At 72.0% G+C, this 17,843-nt stretch carries 16 protein-coding genes; 11 read left to right on the top strand and 5 right to left on the bottom strand.

Going from position 1 to position 17,843, the window contains the following annotated elements; all coding sequences use genetic code 11:
* Window positions 1–140: 140 nt before the first annotated feature.
* From ACFWBT_RS03165 to ACFWBT_RS03150, 4 genes are all read left to right on the top strand, one after another.
* Entirely contained in the window at window positions 141–563 is a 423-nt protein-coding gene (locus ACFWBT_RS03165) for a DUF6643 family protein (protein ID WP_385695140.1), read from the top strand.
* A gap of 45 nt (window positions 564–608) precedes the next feature.
* Window positions 609–1,433 carry an MOSC domain-containing protein gene (locus ACFWBT_RS03160; RefSeq protein ID WP_385695138.1) on the top strand — a complete coding sequence of 275 codons (825 nt, stop codon included), beginning with the start codon at window positions 609–611 and terminating at the stop codon, window positions 1,431–1,433.
* A 184-nt stretch (window positions 1,434–1,617) separates the two neighbouring features.
* A complete protein-coding gene (locus tag ACFWBT_RS03155) occupies window positions 1,618–2,223 on the top strand; it encodes a hypothetical protein (protein ID WP_385695136.1) in 606 nt (201 codons plus the stop codon).
* Between the two features lie 171 nt (window positions 2,224–2,394).
* Window positions 2,395–4,824, top strand: coding sequence for a right-handed parallel beta-helix repeat-containing protein (locus ACFWBT_RS03150; protein WP_385695133.1), 2,430 nt, complete (start codon window positions 2,395–2,397; stop codon window positions 4,822–4,824).
* Here the strand turns inward: ACFWBT_RS03150 and ACFWBT_RS03145 are convergent.
* Window positions 4,794–7,196 carry a hypothetical protein gene (locus ACFWBT_RS03145; RefSeq protein WP_385695132.1) on the bottom strand — a complete coding sequence of 801 codons (2,403 nt, stop codon included), beginning with the start codon at window positions 7,194–7,196 and terminating at the stop codon, window positions 4,794–4,796. The two genes, ACFWBT_RS03150 and ACFWBT_RS03145, sit on opposite strands and share 31 nt — an antisense overlap.
* Before the next feature lie 280 nt (window positions 7,197–7,476).
* Between ACFWBT_RS03145 and ACFWBT_RS03140 the strand changes: the two genes are divergently transcribed.
* The gene (locus tag ACFWBT_RS03140) at window positions 7,477–8,307 is read left to right on the top strand and encodes a DeoR/GlpR family DNA-binding transcription regulator (RefSeq protein WP_356463604.1); all 831 of its coding nucleotides are present in this window, start codon (window positions 7,477–7,479) and stop codon (window positions 8,305–8,307) included.
* A 188-nt stretch (window positions 8,308–8,495) separates the two neighbouring features.
* A complete protein-coding gene (locus ACFWBT_RS03135; protein WP_385695130.1) occupies window positions 8,496–8,975 on the top strand; it encodes an SRPBCC family protein in 480 nt (159 codons plus the stop codon).
* A 210-nt stretch (window positions 8,976–9,185) separates the two neighbouring features.
* On the opposite strand, the gene ACFWBT_RS03130 is transcribed toward ACFWBT_RS03135, so the two are convergent.
* Entirely contained in the window at window positions 9,186–10,310 is a 1,125-nt protein-coding gene (locus tag ACFWBT_RS03130; RefSeq protein WP_385695129.1) for a PLP-dependent cysteine synthase family protein, read from the bottom strand.
* Between the two features lie 318 nt (window positions 10,311–10,628).
* Here ACFWBT_RS03130 and ACFWBT_RS03125 point away from each other — a divergent pair, with 318 nt between their 5' ends.
* Both ACFWBT_RS03125 and ACFWBT_RS03120 read left to right on the top strand, forming a co-directional pair.
* A complete protein-coding gene (locus ACFWBT_RS03125) occupies window positions 10,629–10,952 on the top strand; it encodes a hypothetical protein (protein WP_266755738.1) in 324 nt (107 codons plus the stop codon).
* Between the two features lie 212 nt (window positions 10,953–11,164).
* On the top strand, window positions 11,165–11,680 hold the full coding sequence (locus tag ACFWBT_RS03120; protein ID WP_385695128.1) for an ATP-binding protein: 516 nt from the start codon (window positions 11,165–11,167) through the stop codon (window positions 11,678–11,680).
* Window positions 11,681–11,742: 62 nt separating this feature from the next.
* Here the strand turns inward: ACFWBT_RS03120 and ACFWBT_RS03115 are convergent, their stop codons facing one another.
* From ACFWBT_RS03115 to ACFWBT_RS03105, 3 genes are read right to left on the bottom strand one after another with little or no spacing between them, the layout of a single operon-like run.
* A complete protein-coding gene (locus tag ACFWBT_RS03115) occupies window positions 11,743–14,304 on the bottom strand; it encodes an ABC transporter permease (protein ID WP_385695125.1) in 2,562 nt (853 codons plus the stop codon).
* Window positions 14,301–15,059 carry an ABC transporter ATP-binding protein gene (locus ACFWBT_RS03110; RefSeq protein WP_385695123.1) on the bottom strand — a complete coding sequence of 253 codons (759 nt, stop codon included), beginning with the start codon at window positions 15,057–15,059 and terminating at the stop codon, window positions 14,301–14,303. Before ACFWBT_RS03110 ends, ACFWBT_RS03115 begins: the two co-directional genes overlap by 4 nt.
* Window positions 15,056–15,361, bottom strand: a complete 306-nt coding sequence (locus tag ACFWBT_RS03105) for an SHOCT domain-containing protein (RefSeq protein WP_385695121.1) — start codon at window positions 15,359–15,361, stop codon at window positions 15,056–15,058. The genes ACFWBT_RS03110 and ACFWBT_RS03105 overlap by 4 nt, the downstream gene beginning before the upstream one ends.
* Window positions 15,362–15,643: 282 nt before the next feature.
* Between ACFWBT_RS03105 and ACFWBT_RS03100 the strand changes: the two genes are divergently transcribed.
* From ACFWBT_RS03100 to ACFWBT_RS03090, 3 genes are all read left to right on the top strand, one after another.
* Window positions 15,644–16,204, top strand: coding sequence for a TetR/AcrR family transcriptional regulator (locus tag ACFWBT_RS03100; RefSeq protein WP_385695119.1), 561 nt, complete (start codon window positions 15,644–15,646; stop codon window positions 16,202–16,204).
* A gap of 135 nt (window positions 16,205–16,339) precedes the next feature.
* On the top strand, window positions 16,340–16,924 hold the full coding sequence (locus tag ACFWBT_RS03095) for a DUF4865 family protein (RefSeq protein ID WP_385695116.1): 585 nt from the start codon (window positions 16,340–16,342) through the stop codon (window positions 16,922–16,924).
* Window positions 16,921–17,841: a phosphotriesterase gene (locus tag ACFWBT_RS03090; RefSeq protein ID WP_385695194.1), complete on the top strand. Its 921-nt coding sequence runs from the start codon at window positions 16,921–16,923 to the stop codon at window positions 17,839–17,841. The genes ACFWBT_RS03095 and ACFWBT_RS03090 overlap by 4 nt, the downstream gene beginning before the upstream one ends.
* Window positions 17,842–17,843: the final 2 nt, after the last annotated feature.

The raw sequence follows: 17,843 nt of genomic DNA, 5'->3' as shown, positions 1-17,843 counted from the left end.
CTTTACACGATCTCAACCATCTTTGACGTCCTTTTTTGCCGAGTTCGCTCGCATTGGGGATCCCGCGCCACTGCCGACACGGAAAACAACCCTCTTATCGGTCTCCCCAACCAGCACATCGTGGGCTTAACTTATGTGCCATGACCTCCCCCCGCTCCACCTATGGCGGCGGTTACTACTCCGCCTTCCAGGACACCCCGATCTACGACTCCCTCGTCGCCGAGCGGGGTACCCCTCAGATCGCCCCGATCCGGGTCCCTTCCGCCTACGACTCGGGCAACAACCTCCCGGCACTGCCGTCCGCGCTCCCCGCGCTGCCGGCCGGCCCCTCGCACCAGTACGGCTACCAGCAGGCCCAGCAGCCTTCGCCGCTGCAGCAGGCCCCCGCGCCGTACATCCCGCAGCAGGCCGGCTCGCCTCGGGGCTATCCCGGCCCCCAGCCGCAGCAGCCCCGCCCGATGGCGAGCGGCACGGGCTACGAGGCGATGCGCCCCGCGGCTCCCCGGCCCGCCCCGGCTCCCTACCAGGACCCCTACAACGGGCAGCAGTACCGCGGGTACTGACCTCCTCGGACCGGATTGTCGGTGCTTCCTGGCACCATGGCGGTCATGGGGAACGCGCAGCTGCACTCGATTCACGTCCATCCGGTCAAGGCGTTCCGGGGCCAGTCACCCCGGGAGGCCGAGGTGGAGCCCTGGGGGCTGGCCGGAGACCGACGCTGGGTCCTGATCGACGACGGGGGAAAGGTCGTCACGCAACGCGAGCAGCCGCGTATGGCGCTGGCCGCCGCCGAGATTCTCTCCGGCGGCAGCCTTCGTCTGTCCGCCGAGGGCCGCGAGCCGGTGAGCGTTCCCGTGCCCGAGCCCATCGGCACGACGACCGTGCAGATCTTCGGCGACAAGGTGGAAGCGGTCCTCGCCGACCCGGCCGCGCACGCCTGGTGCAGCGGCTACCTGGGCGCCGATGTGCGCCTCGTCCACATGGACGATCCCGCCACGCGCCGACCCGTCGACCCGGAGTTCGCCCTGCCGGGCGAGACGGTGAACTTCGCCGACGGCTATCCCCTGCTCGTCACGGCGCTCGGTTCGCTGGACGCGCTCAACTCCTTGATCGCGCAGGGCGACCACGCCGACGAGGGTCCCCTGCCGATGAACCGCTTCCGGCCGAACGTCGTCGTCTCCGGCACCGACGCCTGGGCCGAGGACGACTGGTCGCGGATCGCCATCGGCGAGGTGACCTTCCGGGTGACCAAGATGTCGGGGCGCTGCGTCGTCACCACGACCGACCAGGACACCGCCGCGCGCGGCAAGGAGCCGCTGCGCACGCTCGCCCGCCACCGCCGCTTCGCCGGCAGGCTGATCTTCGGGCAGAACCTGGTGCCCGAGTCCCGCGGCACGCTCCGCGTCGGCGACCCGGTGACGGTCCTCGGCTAGTCCCTGCGATCACATTCCGCCAGAGGCCGGGCAAGGGGAACCCCGGCCCCGGGCGGGATCGTTGAGTCGGTGTGAGATGTTCGCGCAGGGCCCGGGGGAGGGTGATTTCGCTCTCTCTTCCTCCGCGCCCCGAGTGAACGGCTCCGCTGCGGGTTATCACGGACGCGGAAGGGGGTGCGGGACGGTGCACGCGATCATCGGTCTTTGGCGGTGGCGGCACAATCCGCTGCGCCGCACGACGGATCTCGTGGAGGCCTGGCTGGCCCTGGCCGCCCTTCTGTTCGTCCTCGTCGGTGCGCCCCTGGTCGGAGCAGCCGTGGGGGCCTCGGCCCAGGAGGCGCTGCTGCGGTCCGTGCGGGAGCAGCGCGCGGACCGTCACCAGGTCGCCGCCACCGTTGTCAGAAAGCTGTCCCGAGGCCCGCTGGCGCCGGACCCCGAGACGTCGTCGGCACGGGACACCCGCAGCCGCGTCGTGGCCGACTGGACGGGACCGGACGGGACCCCGCAGCACGGCACGGTGATCGCCGCGCTCAAGTCCCCCCGTCCCGGGGATCATTTCCCGATCTGGACCGATCTGCACGGCGGCATAGTGGGCCGCCCGCTGGACAGTGCCACCGCGGCCACACACGCCGTTCTGGCCGGTTTCGGCGCGGCGGTGCTGTCGGCGGGACTGGTGGCGGGAGTCAGACGGTTGATCGTGGGGCACATGATCCGCAGGCGTCATGCCCGTTGGGACCAGGCATGGGACAAGGCGGGTCCTGACTGGGGCAAGGCAGGCACCGGCAGCTGACGCCTTCCCGCTCCGGTCAACCGGGTGTCCCCGCGCACGCTACGGTGGACCGGCCGAACTGTTCGGCATCGTCGTGAGAGGCTGTCCGGCAGGGACCGGGAACCCGACCGACGGGGCATCAGCACGACCTCGCAGGACCCGCGTACGACGAGGTGGGGGCACGACAGCGCCATGGCACAGGGCACGGTCCAGGTGACGCACACCGGAACCTCGCGGTGGCGGCGCCGCACGGGTGAGTACGCATCGCTGGCCGCCGCTCTGGAGGCCGCGGCCGACGGTGACGTCCTGACCGTCGCTCCCGGCACCTACCGGGAGAACCTGGTGCTGGAGCGGGCGGTGACGCTGCGCGGCCCCGAGGGCTCCCCCGGTTCCGTGCGCATCGCGCCGGTCGACGGCGTGCCGCTGACCGTGCGCGCCTCCGCGGTGGTCCAGGACCTGCATGTGGAGGGCCAGGACTCCGCCGCGCCCGCGCTGCTCGTCGAGGACGGCACACCGGAACTGCTGGACGTGCGGATCGTCACGCGGTCCGCCGCCGGGATCGAGGTGCGCGGTGGCGCCCGCCCGACCGTGCGCCGCTGCACGGTCGACAACCCCGCGGGCGTCGGCATCGCCGTACTGGACGGCGGCGGCGGGGTGTTCGAGGAGTGCGAGGTCGTCGCGGCCGGTCAGTCGGGCGTCGTGGTCCGCGGGGGCGCGCATCCGCGCTTCGAGCGCTGCCGGGTGCACCACACTTCCGGTGCGGGCCTGTCGGCGACCGGCGAGAACTCGTCGCTGGAGGCGGTGGGTTGCGAGGTGTACGAGGTCAAGGGTTCCGGGGTGCAGATCACCGGCCGGGCCACGGCTCATCTCACCGACTGCGATGTCCACCGGACGACCGCCGACGGCGTCACCCTCGACACGGACGCGGTGCTCACGCTCGCCGACTGCCGCATCCACGACATCCCGGAGAACGCGGTCGATCTGCGCTCGCGTTCGGTGCTGACACTGACACGTACCAGCGTGCGCCAGTTCGGGCGCAACGGCCTTTCGGTCTGGGACCCGGGCACCCGCGTGGACGCCAACCAGTGCGAGATCTTCGACAGCACGGGCGACTACCCCGCGGTGTGGGTGAGCGACGGCGCGACCGCGGTGCTGGACTCCTGCCGGGTGCACGACGTACCGGACGCGCTGTTCGTCCTGGACCGGGGCTCGCGCGCCGATGTCGTCGACTGCGACATCTCGCAGGTGCGCAACACCGCGGTGTCGGTGAGCGACGGCGCCACCGCGCAGCTCGACGACTGCCGCATCCGCGACGCCGCGACGGGTGCCTGGTTCCGTGACCACGGCAGCGGCGGCAACCTGTCCGGCTGCATCGTCGACGGCACACAGACCGGAGTGATCGTCACCAAGGGCGCCGATCCGACGATCGAGCGCTGCACGGTCACCTCGCCCGCCGAAGCCGGCTTCTACGTGTCCGCCGACGGCCGGGGCAGCTTCCTGAACTGCCGGGTGGCGGACAGCGGAGGCTACGGCTTCCATGTGATCGACGGCTGCCGGGCGACCTTGCGCAAGTGCCGTACCGAGCGGTGCGCGCGCGGGGGTTACGAGTTCGCCGACGGAGGCGCGGCGCCCGGCGGAGGTCCCGTCGTCGAGGACTGCGCGAGCGACGAGAGCACCGGACTGCGCACCCCGGCGCACGAGACGGCGGTCGAGACGTCGGCTTCGTCCGCGAGTCTGCTGGGGGCGATCCCCGGTCAGCGCAGCACCGAACGGGAACCGCTCGTCGCCGGCGTGGAGCCCGCGCAGCCGGCCCGCGGATCCAAGATCGTCCTCGGTGAACTCGACACACTGGTGGGCCTGGAGAACGTCAAACGCGAGGTGCGGGCCCTCACCGACATGATCGAGGTGGGCCGCCGCAGGCAGCAGGCGGGCCTCAAGGCGGCGTCCGCCCGGCGCCATCTCGTCTTCACCGGCTCCCCCGGCACCGGCAAGACGACCGTCGCCCGGCTGTACGGCGAGATCCTGGCCTCGCTGGGCGTGCTGGAGAAGGGGCATCTGGTCGAGGTGTCCCGGGTGGACCTGGTCGGTGAGCACATCGGGTCGACCGCGATCCGTACGCAGGAGGCGTTCGACCGGGCGCGCGGCGGCGTGCTGTTCATCGACGAGGCGTACGCGCTGTCGCCGGAGGACTCGGGCCGCGACTTCGGGCGCGAGGCCATCGACACGCTGGTGAAGCTGATGGAGGACCACCGGGAGGCGGTCGTGGTGATCGTCGCGGGGTACACCGCCGAGATGGAGCGGTTCCTGTCGGTCAACCCCGGTGTGGCATCGCGTTTCTCACGGACCATCACCTTCAACGACTACCTCCCCGACGAGCTGTTGCGGATCGTGGAGCAGCAGGCCGAGGAGCACGAGTACCGCCTGGGCCCTGGCGCGGCCGAGGCGCTCCTGAAGTACTTCACGGCGATTCCGAAGGGGGCCGCGTTCGGCAACGGACGCACGGCGCGGCAGACGTTCGAGGCGATGGTGGAGCGGCACGCGGGCCGGGTCGCCCAGCTGGACGAGCCGAGCACCGACGACCTGACCCTGCTCTACTCGGAGGACCTGCCGGAGCTGCCGTGAGCGTCCTTCCGGGGACGCTGGCCCGGCACCTCGGGCAGCAAGCGGGCCAGCAGCAGTTCCCGCTCGTCGGCGAAGGCCGGGTCCGCTTGGTAGTCGGAGTGGCCGAGGACGGGCGCGGGCAGCGGCTGCCGCTCGGTGCGGCCGTAGGCGAGCGGGTCCTTCAAGGGTTCGTGGTCGACTTCGGGGCCGCAGTCGCCGGGCAGCCGGACGGGTCCGCCGATGGGATCGGTCGGACGGTACAGATTGCGCCAGCAGGCGACCTCTCGGTGCAGTGAGGCCAGGGCGGCGGGGCCGAAATGGGCCGGGAACCACCGTCCGTACAGACGCTCCAGCGGTGAGCCGTAGGTGAGCAGCGCGATTCTCCTGCGGACCGCGGGCTTGAGCTGCCAGGCCGCGGCGGCCGCCAGCACACTGCCCTGGGAGTGTCCGGAGAGCACGAGCCGTCCGCCGGTGGCGCGGATCCAGGTGGCCATGCGCCAGGTGAGGTCGGGCACGGCGCGCTCGGCGTAGCAGGGCGGCGCGAAGGGGTGGGCCGCGCGCGGCCAGAAGGTACCGACGTCCCAGAGGATGCCGATGGTGCGGCGGGCGGCCGGATCCTTGTAGGCGCGGCGGCCCCAGGTGACGAACAGGATGAAGCCGAGGCCGATCAGCCAGGAGCCGAGTGCCTGAGCGGTCTCGGCCGCGCCCTGGACGACGCCGTACGTCCCACGCGCCGCCTCGCTCGGGGCGTCCCCGGTGGCGAAGGCCCCGGCCAGGGCGCCGGCCCCGAGCAGCAGTGTCACGGAGGAGACGACGCCGACCATGAGCGGCGCCCGGTCGGTGAGGGCGGCCATCGCGCGGGTGCTCGCGATGCGGCGGGTGCGGGCGATGTCCTTGGGCTCGCTCGGGTAGTCGCGTTCGACGGCGGTCGTCTCGCCGCGGCGCAGTTGCCAGGTGCGCCGGGCGAGCCAGCCGATGAGGGCGAGCAGGACGACGAGCAGCGGCGGGATCGCGGAGGCCTGCCAGGTCAGCAGGACGGGCGGGCCGGGAATCGAGTGGCGGGTGCCGTCGAGCCAGTCGGCGACCCGCTGGGACACTCCTCCGGACATCACGCCGCCGAGCGCGCAGGCGAGCATGGCGACGGCGGGTCCCGCGAAGCCGCGCATCGCGGTGCGGGTGTCGCCGGTGCCGGTCGCGGTTCCGCGGGAGCCCGGGACCCGGGGGTTCGCGCGGTACAGGATGCGGGCGACCACGCCGAGCGCGATCACGATCAGGCCCTGTGCGAGGGCGAGGCCGCCGAACGTGGCGTCGCCGGGCAGGCGCCCCGACGAGTGCCACTCCGGTCGTGACCAGCCGGCGTACACCAGGGCGAGGACGAGCAGGACGACCGAGCCCAGCGCCAGTCGGCGTACGAGCGTCCGGTCGCGTGCGTGGTCGATCCGGTTCTCGGTGCGGCCGCGACGGCAGACCACCCACAGCACAACGGCCCCGCCCACCACGAGGGTTGCGTTCAGGAGGCCGCCCAGGACTTCCAGTACGGCGGGCCCACCGGGCCTGCGGTCGTAGCGGGCCGCCGAGGAGCCGACGGCCGCGGCGACGGTCAGGAAGCCCGCGGCGGTGTGCGCGGCGCGCAGCCGGGCCACCAGGCGGCGCCCGTACCAGAAGCCGGGGCGGCTCAGTCCGGTGCCGTCGGTCTCCTCGTCGGGCTCGGCGGCGCGGGACATCGGCTGCTGCGACTCGTACGCGCTCCAGGTGCGGTGCGACAGGTACCAGAGGAGGGCGGTGAGCGCCGCGGGCACCAGGCAGGCCAGGGCGAGACGGCGGCCCGGCTGGCTCCACCAGCCCGCGTCGGGCCGGTCCGGGGAGAGGAAGCCGAGCCAGGAGTGGTTGCGCACGCATGTGCGGGTGCCCGCACACTGCCAGGCGGCCAGGTCGAGGGCGACCTCGCAGGCGGCGGCGACCAGCAGCACCGTGAGGGTGAGTCCGGCGAGGCGGACGAGCAGCCCGTACAGGCGCACGGCCCGCCCGCGGCCGAGCGAGGCCGGGCGCATCCAGTGCGCGAGGTTGACCACCATGAAGGGCAGTAACAGGAGCCACAAGGCGCGGGCGCCGTTGCCTGAGGTGAGGTTGCACCATACGTAAGCCTCGCGCACCGGACCGCCGCGGTGGTGGTCGCCGGGGCGCTCCTCGGCGTCGACGTCCTCGGCGCGCCGGAAGACGGCCGCCGTCGCGTCGCCGGTGATCCGGACCGTCCGCGGATCGTCCAGCATGTCCTCCGGCGTGGTGCCGCCGACCCCGTGGACCAGGAGTTCCAGGGCGGTTCCGGCCGCTTCGGACCGCTGTACGGGGCTGACGGGCTCCCCGTCGATCGCATGTTCTCGTGCACGTTCCACTGTTCCGCACTTCCCCCGTGCCACGCCGGTCGCATGTGTCATGTGCAGGCACAAGGATCGCGCGCTCCGGGCACCGCGCACACCCGAACCAACGGAATCTCCCCGATACGTGTGAAAGTGGCGGCACGGAAGGGACGCCTTGGGCGTGCGGGCAGTGGCGCGACTGTCGGTGTCCCGTGCGAGGATGGGTCGTCCTCCAGACCTCGGGCAAGGAGAATGTCCACGTGGGAGCGGGTTCGGGCGGAGTCGGGCAGGCAGCGGCGAAAGGACCGGAGCGGTCGTGAGTGAGAATCAGAACCTCCTCGCGGAGCAGCGGCGCGCTCTGATCCTCGACGAGGTGCGCCGCCGCGGCGGTGTCCGCGTGAACGAACTGACGCGAAGACTCGGCGTCTCCGACATGACGGTCCGCCGCGACCTCGACGCGCTGGCCCGCCAGGGTGTCGTCGAGAAGGTGCACGGCGGCGCGGTGCCGGTGGTCGAGGCGAGCACGCACGAACCGGGTTTCGAGGCCAAGTCGGGCCTGGAGCTGACCGCCAAGGAGGACATCGCGCGGGCCGCCGCCGAGTTGGTCGCGCCGGGCTCGGCGATCGCCCTCTCCGGGGGGACCACGACGTACGCGCTGGCCCATCAGCTCCTGGACGTCCCGGACCTGACCGTGGTCACCAACTCGGTACGCGTGGCGGACGTGTTCCACTCGGCGCAGCGCACCTCCGGTCAGCGTCCGGGCGCCGCGACCGTCGTCCTGACGGGTGGGGTACGCACACCGTCCGACTCCCTGGTCGGCCCGGTGGCCGATCAGGCCATCGCGGCACTGCACTTCGATGTCCTCTTCCTCGGTGTCCACGGCATATCGGCCGAGGCGGGGCTGTCGACGCCGAACCTCGCGGAGGCGGAGACCAACCGGCGGCTCGTGCAGTCCGCGCGCCGTGTCGTCGTCGTCGCCGACCACACCAAGTGGGGCACGGTGGGCCTCAGTTCGTTCGCCGCGCTGGAGCAGGTCGACACGCTGGTGACCGATGGCGGGATGCCCGCCGAGGCCCGCGCGGAGATCGCGGAGCACCTGCGGCGCCTGGTGGTGGCCGGTGAACCCGAGGACGATACAGACATCTGACGGTCCGCCAGCTAGGGTGACGCTGCCCGCGCCGCCGGTGACACAGCCGGCGCCGTCCGTGGCGCGGGTGCGACCAGGTCGTCGGCCGCCGACCGGGGTCGGTTCCGCGAGGCGGCCGGGCGGGTCCGTCACGGGCGCTTCGTACACACGCGGGAGCCAGGACCCGGTTCCCGCAAGGGGGTTCGCTCATGGCACGTCGCCTGCGTCCGGTGGGACCCGACTTCGTCGAGACGGCTCCGGTGCGTCTGGTGTTCGCCCGGGAGGTGACCGCCCCTCCCGAGGCGGTGTTCTCCGCGCTCGCCGAGGACGTGTCCGGCTGGAGCGAGTGGTTCTCGGCCGTGACGCTCGCCCGGCCCACCGCGGACGGCACCGGGCGCGAGGTGCGGCTCCGCGGAGGGACACGCTTCGAGGAGACCGTCCTCGTCGCGGAGGCGCCCGAGGTGTACGCGTACCGGGTCGATGTCACGAACGCGCCGGGGATACGCGCCCTGGTGGAGGAGTGGCGGCTGACGCCCTCGGGCAAGGGGACCCACGTTCAGTGGACCTTCGCCGCCGACGGAACGGCCCTCTTCAGGGCGGCTCTCACCGTGGGGCGGGGAGGCCTGGGCCGCGCCTTCCGCGGCGCGGTCACGGCACTGGACCGGCGACTGACGCCGGCACCGGCCTGAATCCCCGGCGCACCGCATCGGCGTGACGCGTCCGGCTTCCTGCCTGACCCGATCCTGAGTTCCGGCCCGACCCCACCCAGGGTCAGGCGTCCGGCATCCGGCCCAGCCCCGGTACGGCGACCAGCGACCAGCGACCAGCGACCAACTGCGCTTTCCCGGGCGGGTGTTGGCCAGCCCGGCCCAAAGGCGTGCCCGGACGCCGGGGTCGGGTCAGGCCGGCCAGACGCCCGTATCCAGCAGGGAGGTGATCGCCGCGGTGTACGGCGCGATGTCCAGGCCTTGTTCGGCCAGCCACGCGTCCGAGTAGTACTTGTCGAGATAGCGGTCCCCGGGGTCGCACAGCAGCGTCACCACACTTCCCTTGCGCCCCTCGGCCACCATTTCGGCGACGATCTTCAGGGCACTCCACAGGCCGGTGCCGGTCGAGCCGCCCGCCTTGCGGCCGATGGACTGCTCCAGGGCGCGTACGGCCGCGACACTCGCCGCGTCCGGCACCTTCATCATGCGGTCGATGGCCCCGGGGACGAAGCTCGGCTCCATGCGCGGTCTGCCGATGCCCTCGATGCGTGAGCCGCTGTCGCAGGTGACGTCCGGATCGCCGGTGGTCCAGCCCTCGAAGAAGCAGGAGTTCTCCGGGTCGGCGACACAGATACGGGTGTCCGCCTGCATGTAGTGGACGTAGCGCGCGAGGGTCGCCGACGTGCCGCCGGTGCCTGCCGTGGTGACGATCCAGGCGGGCTCCGGGAATCGCTCCAACGCCAGCTGGCGGAAGATGGATTCGGCGATGTTGTTGTTTCCGCGCCAGTCCGTGGCCCGTTCCGCATAGGTGAATTGATCCATGTAATGGCCGCCGGTCTCGACCGCGAGGGCGGCGGACTCCTCGTAGATCTTTCGCGCGTCGTCCACGAAATGGCACTGCCCGCCGTGGAATTCGATCAAGCGGCATTTCTCGGCGCTCGTGGTGCGGGGCATGACCGCGATGAAAGGCACGCCGATGAGCCCCGCGAAATAGGCCTCGGACACGGCGGTCGAACCGCTGGACGCCTCGATCACCGGGCGGCCCGGCCGGATCCAGCCATTGCACAGGCCGTACAGGAAGAGGGAGCGGGCGAGGCGGTGCTTGAGGCTGCCGGTGGGGTGGGTCGACTCGTCCTTCAGGTACAGGTCGATGCCCCACTCCTCGGGCAGCGGGAAGCGGAGCAGATGGGTGTCGGCCGAGCGGTTGGCATCGGCCTGGACCTTGCGGACGGCTTCTTTGAGCCAGCTCCGGTGCGCCGCGTCGCTGTGGTCGACATCGAGGGTCTCGCCGGTCCGGGACTGCCGGGGAGTGCTCACGGGAAGGCTCCTAACGCATGGTGCCGACACCGCTTCAGCTGGCCGGACGCCTCGATCATAAACACCTTCCACACGCTTCTCACCTGCATAAACACACCTTTGAGCAGCCCAAAGGCACCCCTGGGGGAACGGAGGGGAGCCCGAGGAGAGGGGGCGCATCCCGGCCTTTGCTCCCGCCGCCTCCACCACCTCGTCATGCGCACTGGTGCTCGACGCCGCCCGCGGGCAGACTGCACCGCACGGGGCGGTCGCCCCCGGCGGAGATGCACACTGGGTCACGTCAAGGCACGGCCGGAGCGCACAAGGGGGCGGGGCACCATGGCGGAGCCGGAGTTCACAGCCACAGGCGTGCGGATCGGGAAGAGGCTGCGCTCGCTCACCCGGGCCGGACAGGTCCGGATCAGCGACGGCAGGCTGGAACTGCTCACCAGCTACGGCAGCGAGATCGACAGCGCGCCGGTGCAGGCGGTGCGCGCGTCGAAGCCCTGGTTCGCGCACGAGGACCGGGCGTTGGCGGACGTCAACGGCACGCGCTACTCCCTGACGCTCGGCGAGCACGATCCGGCGCCCGGCAGGCCGGGCCCACCCTCGGCACGCCGCTTCATCGAGGCGGTCCGCAGGGCGGCGGGACGCAACGGCTGAGGTGCACTCCGCGCCCGCTACCTCTCGTGGAGCGCCGCGAGTTGCAGGACCGCGCCCCCTGCGTCACTCTGATGTCACATCACTCTGGGTTTACCGGCGATAACGCTGCGAACCAGCCCGCCGGCCACCACAGCAGGCGGCCGTTCCACTCAGCCACTCTGCTGGATCCGATCTCCGTCTTCTTCCGGACCTCAATTCGGGGAGTCGCAGCCGTGATCAGCCAGCCAAGCAGGCATTGCACGGTGGAGCTCCAAGCCCTGCCGTCGCGGATCGGCCAGGTCCGCAGAATCGTCTCTGCGCAGTTGCGCTACTGGCATCTGGACCCCTTGATAGACCGGGCCGCACTCGGAGTCACCGAGCTGCTGACCAACGTTCACCGGCACGCCCAGCCGGACAAGCAGTGCACCGTGAAGATCGAGCTGCTGCTCGACCGGCTCACGGTCTCGGTACACGACCACGACCCCCGGCTTCCCGTAGTACGGGAGGCGGACCCCGGTTCCACCTGCGGACGCGGCCTCGCCATGGTCGCGGCGGTCAGCGAGAGCTGGGGCGTACAGCCCGACGGCGAGTCGGGCAAGGTCGTGTGGTTCACGCTTCCGGCGTCGTCGCCCGTGGTGACGGCCGCCCTCCGTTCGCCGTACGAGATCGCCTGCGAGGCCACTCTCAGGCACCCCGTCGACGTACGCAGGCCGGAACACGCTCCCGCCCGGTCAGCCGTTGCCGGCTGACCGGGCGGTGACCCCCGCCTCGTACGCCGCTCGTTCGCGGGCGTCGTACGGCCGCGGGTGGCTCACTCGGTGGCGATGGCGCGCAGCACGTCCAGGCGCGCCGCCCGCCGTGCCGGGCGCAGTCCCGCGAGGGCGCCGGCAGCGAGGCCCACCAGCGCCACCACCACGAGCCGCAGCGGCGGTATCGCGAAGGCGAAGTCGCTGTCCGACGCTCCGTCGGAGGCCTCGACGAGCACCCAGCCGAGGAAGGCACCGAGGGCGAGTCCGCCCGCCGTGCCGAACGCGGCGACGAGGACCGACTCCCAGCGGACCATGGCGCGCAGCTGCGCCCGGGTCTGTCCGACGGCCCGCAGCAGACCGAGTTCCCGTGTGCGCTCGTGGATCGCGAGCGTGAGGGTGTTGGCGATGCCGAGCAGTGCGATCAGCACCGCGAGGGCGAGCAGGGCGTAGACCAGGGTCAGCATCATGTCGATGCCGCCCGCCGAGGACTGCGCGTACTCGTCCCGGGTCTGCACCTCGGGGTTGCCGTACCGCTCGGCGACCTTCTCCACCGCGGCCTTGCCCTCCGCCGTGCTCACGCCGTCCTTGAACGAGACGGCGACGAGCGTGTCGGAGTCCTGGGTGCGGTGCGGGGCCCAGGCGGCACGGGTGATGACGTAGTCGCCCGCCAGTTCCGAGCGGCCGTAGACGGCACGGACGGTGAAGTCGGCCTTCTGCCCGTCGGTGAAGGCGAGCCGGGCCGTGTCACCGGTGACCAGGTGCTGCTTGTCGGCTTCCGTGCGGGTGATGGCGATGCCGTCGGGGCCGAGGTCGTTCAGCGAACCGTGTACGTCGCCAAGGTCGAAGACCTTGCCGAGCGTGACCGGGTCGGTGACCGTCAACGCGCGGCCCTTTCCGTTGACTTCGGCGACGCCCTTGCCCAGCCCGACGGCGTGCTCGACCGTCGGCTGACCCGCGATGGCCGGGGCCAGCCCCGGGCTGAGTCCGCTGCCGCCCGCGCCGAACGACGGTGTGCTGACGGCGATGTCACCCGCGAAGGAGCGGGAGACCGTCTGGTCCATGGTGGCCTTGAGCGAGGCGCCGAAGACCGTGAACAGCGAGACGACGGCGACGCCGATCATGAGGGCGCCGGCGGTGGCGGCGGTCCGCTTGGGGCTGCGCAGCGCGTTGCGCCGGGCGAGCCCGCCGGTGACCCCGCGCAGCTTGTCGAGAGGTGCGCCGAGGACCCGTACGGCGGTCGAGGACGCGACCGGACCGAGGACCACGAAGGCGGCGAGGGCCAGCACGGCGCCGAGTCCGGCGAGCCACAGCGACGGCGTCAACAGGACGCCCGTCAGGGTGACGCCCACCGCCAGGGCGGCCAGTCCCCCGCCGACGGCCGCGCGTCCGCGGGAGGCACCGGAGCCGTCGACCGCCGTCTCGCGCAGCGCGGCGAGCGGCGCGGTGCGCCCGGCCCGGGCGGCGGGCAGCAACGCAGAACCGAGGCAGACCACGACGCCGACGCCGAGCGGCAGCACCATGGACAGAGCGCTGATCACCAAGTCGCCCTCGGGGAACGGGAACCCGATGGCCGGGAACAGTGCCTGGAGTCCGGCCGCGATACCGATGCCGCCGAGGAGTCCCGCGGCCGAGGCGGTGACGGCGACGACGCTCGCCTCGGCCAGGGTCGACACGGTGACCTGTCGGCGCGAGGCGCCCAGGGCGCGCAACAGCGCGTTCTCGCGGGTGCGTTGGGCGACGACGATCGCGAAGGTGTTGTGGATGGAGAAGGTCGCGACGAGGAGCGCGATGCCGGAGAAGACGAGCAGGAGCGTGGTGAAGACGGTGAGGAACTGGCTGGAGATCATGTCGGTGTTCTCCTGCGCGGACTCCTGCCCGGAAATGGCCTCGACTCCCTTGGGAAGCACGGGAGTCAGATCGGAGACGAGCTCGTCCTGACCGACTCCCGGACCCGCGCGCACGCGGATGCTCGCGGCCTCGCCGGGCTTCGCGGTCAGGTATTTCTCCGCGTCGGCCTGCGTCATCCCGGTGAAGGTCACCTGGGCCATGCCGTCCTCGCCGCCGAAGGTCGCTAGGCCCACGATCGTCACCTGGACGGGGTCGGGCGTGCGCAGGACCGTCGTGTCGCCGATCTTCAGGTCGCCCTTCTCGGCGGCGCCCCTGTTGACCACGACCTCGCCGGACTTCGACGGGGCGCGGCCTTCGGCGAGCCGGTACGCGTTGAGCTTCGGGTCGTCGATCCAGTTGCCCGCGAGGGTGGGCGGACCCTGGCCGCCGATGGGCTTGCCGTCGGAGCCGATGAGCTGGCCGGCGCCCTGGATGTCCGGCGCGGCGGCCGCGACACCGGGGGTCCGCTCGATCGAGTTCACCAGATCGGTGTCGACGGGCGCGCGTACACCCTGGCTCTCCCCCAGCGTGGTGATGGTGTCGGCGCTGCGGACGACTGCGTCGGTGCCCTTCGTCGCGTTGCCGAACATCGTGTCGAAGCCGGCGCGCAGGGTGTCGCCCATGACCAGGGTGCCGGCCAGGAAGGCGACGCCGAGGAGCACGGCGAAGAACGTGCCCGCGAAGCGGCGCTTGTGGGAGCGCAGCGACGAGGCACTGAGGCGCAGGGCGGCGTTCATACCGGTGCCCCCTTGCTGTCGAAGGCCTTCATGCGGTCGAGGACCTTGTCGGCCGTCGGGTTCTCCATCCGGTCCACGAGGCGGCCGTCGGCGAGGAAGACCACTTCGTCGGCGTGCGCGGCGGCGACCGGGTCGTGCGTGACCATGACGACCGTCCGGTCCATCCGGCGCACCGCCCGGCCGAGCAGGTTCAGGACCTCCTCACCGGAGCGGGAGTCGAGGTTGCCGGTGGGTTCGTCGGCGAAGACGACGTCGGGCTGTCCGGCGAACGCCCTTGCCACGGCGACGCGTTGCTGCTGTCCGCCGGAGAGTTCGCTGGGGCGGTGATGGAGCCGGTCGCGCAGGCCGACGACGTCGACGAGGGCGTCGGTCCAGTCACGGGAGCCCTTGGTTCCGGCGAGGTCCATGGGCAGGGCGATGTTCTCGGCGACGGTGAGCGTCGGAATCAGGTTGAACGCCTGGAAGACGAAGCCGATCCGGTCGCGGCGCAATAGGGTCAGACGGCGGTCGTCGAGGGTGCCGAGCTCGGTGTCGCCGATGTACGCGGCCCCCGAGGTGAGCGTGTCCAGGCCGGCCGCGCAGTGCATCAGGGTGGACTTGCCGGAGCCCGAGGGCCCCATGATCGCGGTGAAGCGACCGGCCGGAAAGCCGACGCTCACCCCGTCCAGGGCCCTCACGGCGGTGTCGCCGCCGCCGTAGACCTTCACGGCGTCGGTGACGCGTGCCGCGTCCCGGCCGGCGGTGGAGGCCGTCATGCCGCACCGCCCTTGCCCGTGCGCCCGAACTGCTCGTCGAGGACGGAGAGCCGGCGCCAGTACTCGTCCTCGTCGATCTCTCCGGAGGCGAAACGGCGGCCGAGCACGGCGATCGGTGAGTCGCCGGCCGGGAGGGAGCCGCCGGGGCCGAATCCGCCCGTCGCACGCCACGGGGCACGGCGCCCGCGCCAGGCGGTGCGCCGCAGCACGGTCACGACGCCGATCACGACGGCCGCCCAGATCAAGGGAAGGAACAGGATCCACGGGCCGGGGCCGCCGTCCCAGTTCGCCAGGGTCTGCATCTCGAGTCATCTCCTCGGTGGGGATCGCGGGTGGGAATCGCGCGTTTCCGCGGGATCTCCTTGCGATGCTTCGAGACTCGCCCAGGCAGGGGGTCCGAGTCGTCGTACGGCCAGCGGCAGTCCGCGTACCCCCCGGGGAGTACGCCGGGGGCCTCGGGCTGCTTCGTGCGGGGTTCCCTCCCCCCAGGTGGCGCGGCGGCCGGCACGCTCGCCGCGCGTCCCGGACGCGGACGACCGGGACAGACCTCGCCCTCTGTACCTACTGGTATGTACAGTGAGTGCATGAGCACTCCGGACCGACTGATCGAGTCCACGCGCGAGCTGCTGTGGGAGCGCGGGTACGTGGGCACCAGCCCCAAAGCGATCCTGGAGCACGCGGGCGCGGGGCAGGGCAGCATGTACCACCACTTCCGGGGCAAGCCCGACCTGGCGCTCGCCGCGATCCGCCGCACCGCCGAGGAGATGCGGGCCACCGCCGAGGCCGTCCTCGGCTCGCCCGGATCGCCGTACGAGCGGATCGAGGCCTATCTGCGCCGCGAACGCGACGTCCTGCGCGGCTGCCCCGTCGGGCGGCTCACGATGGACCCGGACGTGATCGCGAGCGACGAGCTGCGCGCACCGGTCGACGAGACCCTGGACTGGCTGCGCGGGCGGCTGGCCGCCATCGTCGAAGAGGGCAAGGAACAGGGGCAGTTCGCGGCCACGCTCGACGGCACGGAGATCGCGGCGACGATCCTCGCCACCGTCCAGGGCGGCTATGTCCTGGCGCGCGCCTCCGGTTCACCGGCCGCCTTCGACACGGGAGTTCGGGGACTGCTCGCCCTGCTGGCGCCCGCCCGCTGACACCGCCGCGCCGAAGCCCCCCCCCGGGCGTGCGTCCGCCTCCCCGCGTTGTCCGCCTCACCGCGTTGGACGACCGGCAGGGCCCGGACACGGCATTCCGAGCATGACCCAGGAAGCTCTAGGAAGGACCTTCCGATGCACGCCATGCAGTACGAGCTCACGCTTCCCGCCGACTACGACATGACCGTGATCCGCGACCGGGTCTCCCGCGTCGGCCATCTGCTGGACACGTGGGACGGCCTCGGGTTCAAGGCGTATCTGATCCGCGAGCGCGGGGTGGACGGCTCTCCGGTCAACCAGTACGCGCCGTTCTACCTGTGGAACACCACCGGGGGCATGAACTCCTTTCTCTGGGGCGGGGCCTTCCAGGGTCTGGTGAACGACTTCGGGCGCCCCGTCGTGCAGCACTGGACCGGACTCGCGTACGAGGAGGGCGGCGCCGCGGGATCGCAGGCCAGGGTCGCGGTCCGTCGGCGCCGGCCCGTCGCCGAGGGCGTGGAACTGTCCGAGGCGATGGAGGACGCTGTGCGCGAGGCCGGGCGGCTCGCCGCGATGGACGGGGCCGTGGGCGCGGCCGCCGCCGTGGATCCCCGGCACTGGGAGGTCGTGCACGTCTCGCTCTGGGACCACGACTCCCCCAAGGCGTCGGGTGAGGTCTTCCAGGTGCTGCACCTGTCGCAGCCGGAACGCGACCGGCTGCCGCGGGGCCGGCAGTGGTGAGCCCGGCCGCCGCGGTCCGTACGGTCCTGGGCGACGTGCTCCCCGAGCAGCTCGGGGTGTGCGACGCGCACGACCATCTCTTCTTCGGCAGTCCCCTGCTGCCGGGCGAGGAACTGCGCGCCGCGTCCGCCGCACGGGCCGAACTCGCCGCGTTCCGCGCGCAGGGCGGCGCCGGCGTGGTCCAGTGGACGCCGTACGGTCTGGGCAGGCGGGCCGCGGATCTGCCGCTGATCTCCCGCGACACCGGCGTCCACGTCGTCGCGGCGACCGGACTGCACCAAGCGGCGCACTACACAACGGAGTTGCTGAACCGGCTGCGCGGAAGGCTGGCCGACGTCCTCGTCGCCGAGCTCACCTCGGGCATCGGAACGTCCGGGGTCCGGGCCGGGCTCATGAAGGTCGCGGGCGGCTTCCACGCCCTGGACGCGCACGCTCGCTGGACGATGACCGCCGCGGCGGAGGCTCATCACGCCACCGGAGCGCCGATCGCCGTACACCTGGAGCTGGGCACCGGCGCTCTCGACGTACTCGACCTGCTGTGCGGCGAGTTGGGCGTGCCGCCCCACCGGGTGATTCTGGGGCACCTCAATCGTTCGCCGGACCTCGTGGTGCAGCGCGAGGCCGCCGCGACGGGCGCCTTCCTCGCCTTCGACGGCCCCTCCCGCGCCCACCACGCCACCGACTGGCGCATGCCCGACGCCGTACGCGCCCTCGCCGACGCCGGTTTCGGCCACCGGCTGCTCCTCGGCGGCGACACGACGACCGCGGCGGCGCGCTCGGTCAACGGCGGCCCGGGGATGCCGTATCTGCTGCGCCGGGTCCGCCCGAGGCTCGAACTCGCCCTGGGCACGGACCTGGTGAACCGCATCCTGACCGAGAACGCCGGGCGTGCCTTCGCCGTCGCCTGGCGCCCATGAGC

This window comes from Streptomyces sp. NPDC060027 (assembly GCF_042737005.1).
In the GTDB taxonomy this organism is placed as follows: Bacteria; Actinomycetota; Actinomycetes; order Streptomycetales; family Streptomycetaceae; genus Streptomyces.
This window is presented reverse-complemented; position numbering and strand designations above follow the sequence as displayed.

Excerpts from the sequence above, each read along its gene's own strand:
- ACFWBT_RS03100 (WP_385695119.1), top strand. The coding sequence starts at position 15,644 with ATGAGCACTCCGGACCGACTGATCGAGTCCACGCGCGAGCTGCTGTGG.
- ACFWBT_RS03110 (WP_385695123.1), bottom strand. The coding sequence starts at position 15,059 with ATGACGGCCTCCACCGCCGGCCGGGACGCGGCACGCGTCACCGACGCC.
- ACFWBT_RS03095 (WP_385695116.1), top strand. The coding sequence starts at position 16,340 with ATGCACGCCATGCAGTACGAGCTCACGCTTCCCGCCGACTACGACATG.
- ACFWBT_RS03125 (WP_266755738.1), top strand. The coding sequence starts at position 10,629 with ATGGCGGAGCCGGAGTTCACAGCCACAGGCGTGCGGATCGGGAAGAGG.
- ACFWBT_RS03115 (WP_385695125.1), bottom strand. The coding sequence starts at position 14,304 with ATGAACGCCGCCCTGCGCCTCAGTGCCTCGTCGCTGCGCTCCCACAAG.
- ACFWBT_RS03135 (WP_385695130.1), top strand. The coding sequence starts at position 8,496 with ATGGCACGTCGCCTGCGTCCGGTGGGACCCGACTTCGTCGAGACGGCT.
- ACFWBT_RS03165 (WP_385695140.1), top strand. The coding sequence starts at position 141 with ATGACCTCCCCCCGCTCCACCTATGGCGGCGGTTACTACTCCGCCTTC.
- ACFWBT_RS03105 (WP_385695121.1), bottom strand. The coding sequence starts at position 15,361 with ATGCAGACCCTGGCGAACTGGGACGGCGGCCCCGGCCCGTGGATCCTG.
- ACFWBT_RS03160 (WP_385695138.1), top strand. The coding sequence starts at position 609 with ATGGGGAACGCGCAGCTGCACTCGATTCACGTCCATCCGGTCAAGGCG.
- ACFWBT_RS03150 (WP_385695133.1), top strand. The coding sequence starts at position 2,395 with ATGGCACAGGGCACGGTCCAGGTGACGCACACCGGAACCTCGCGGTGG.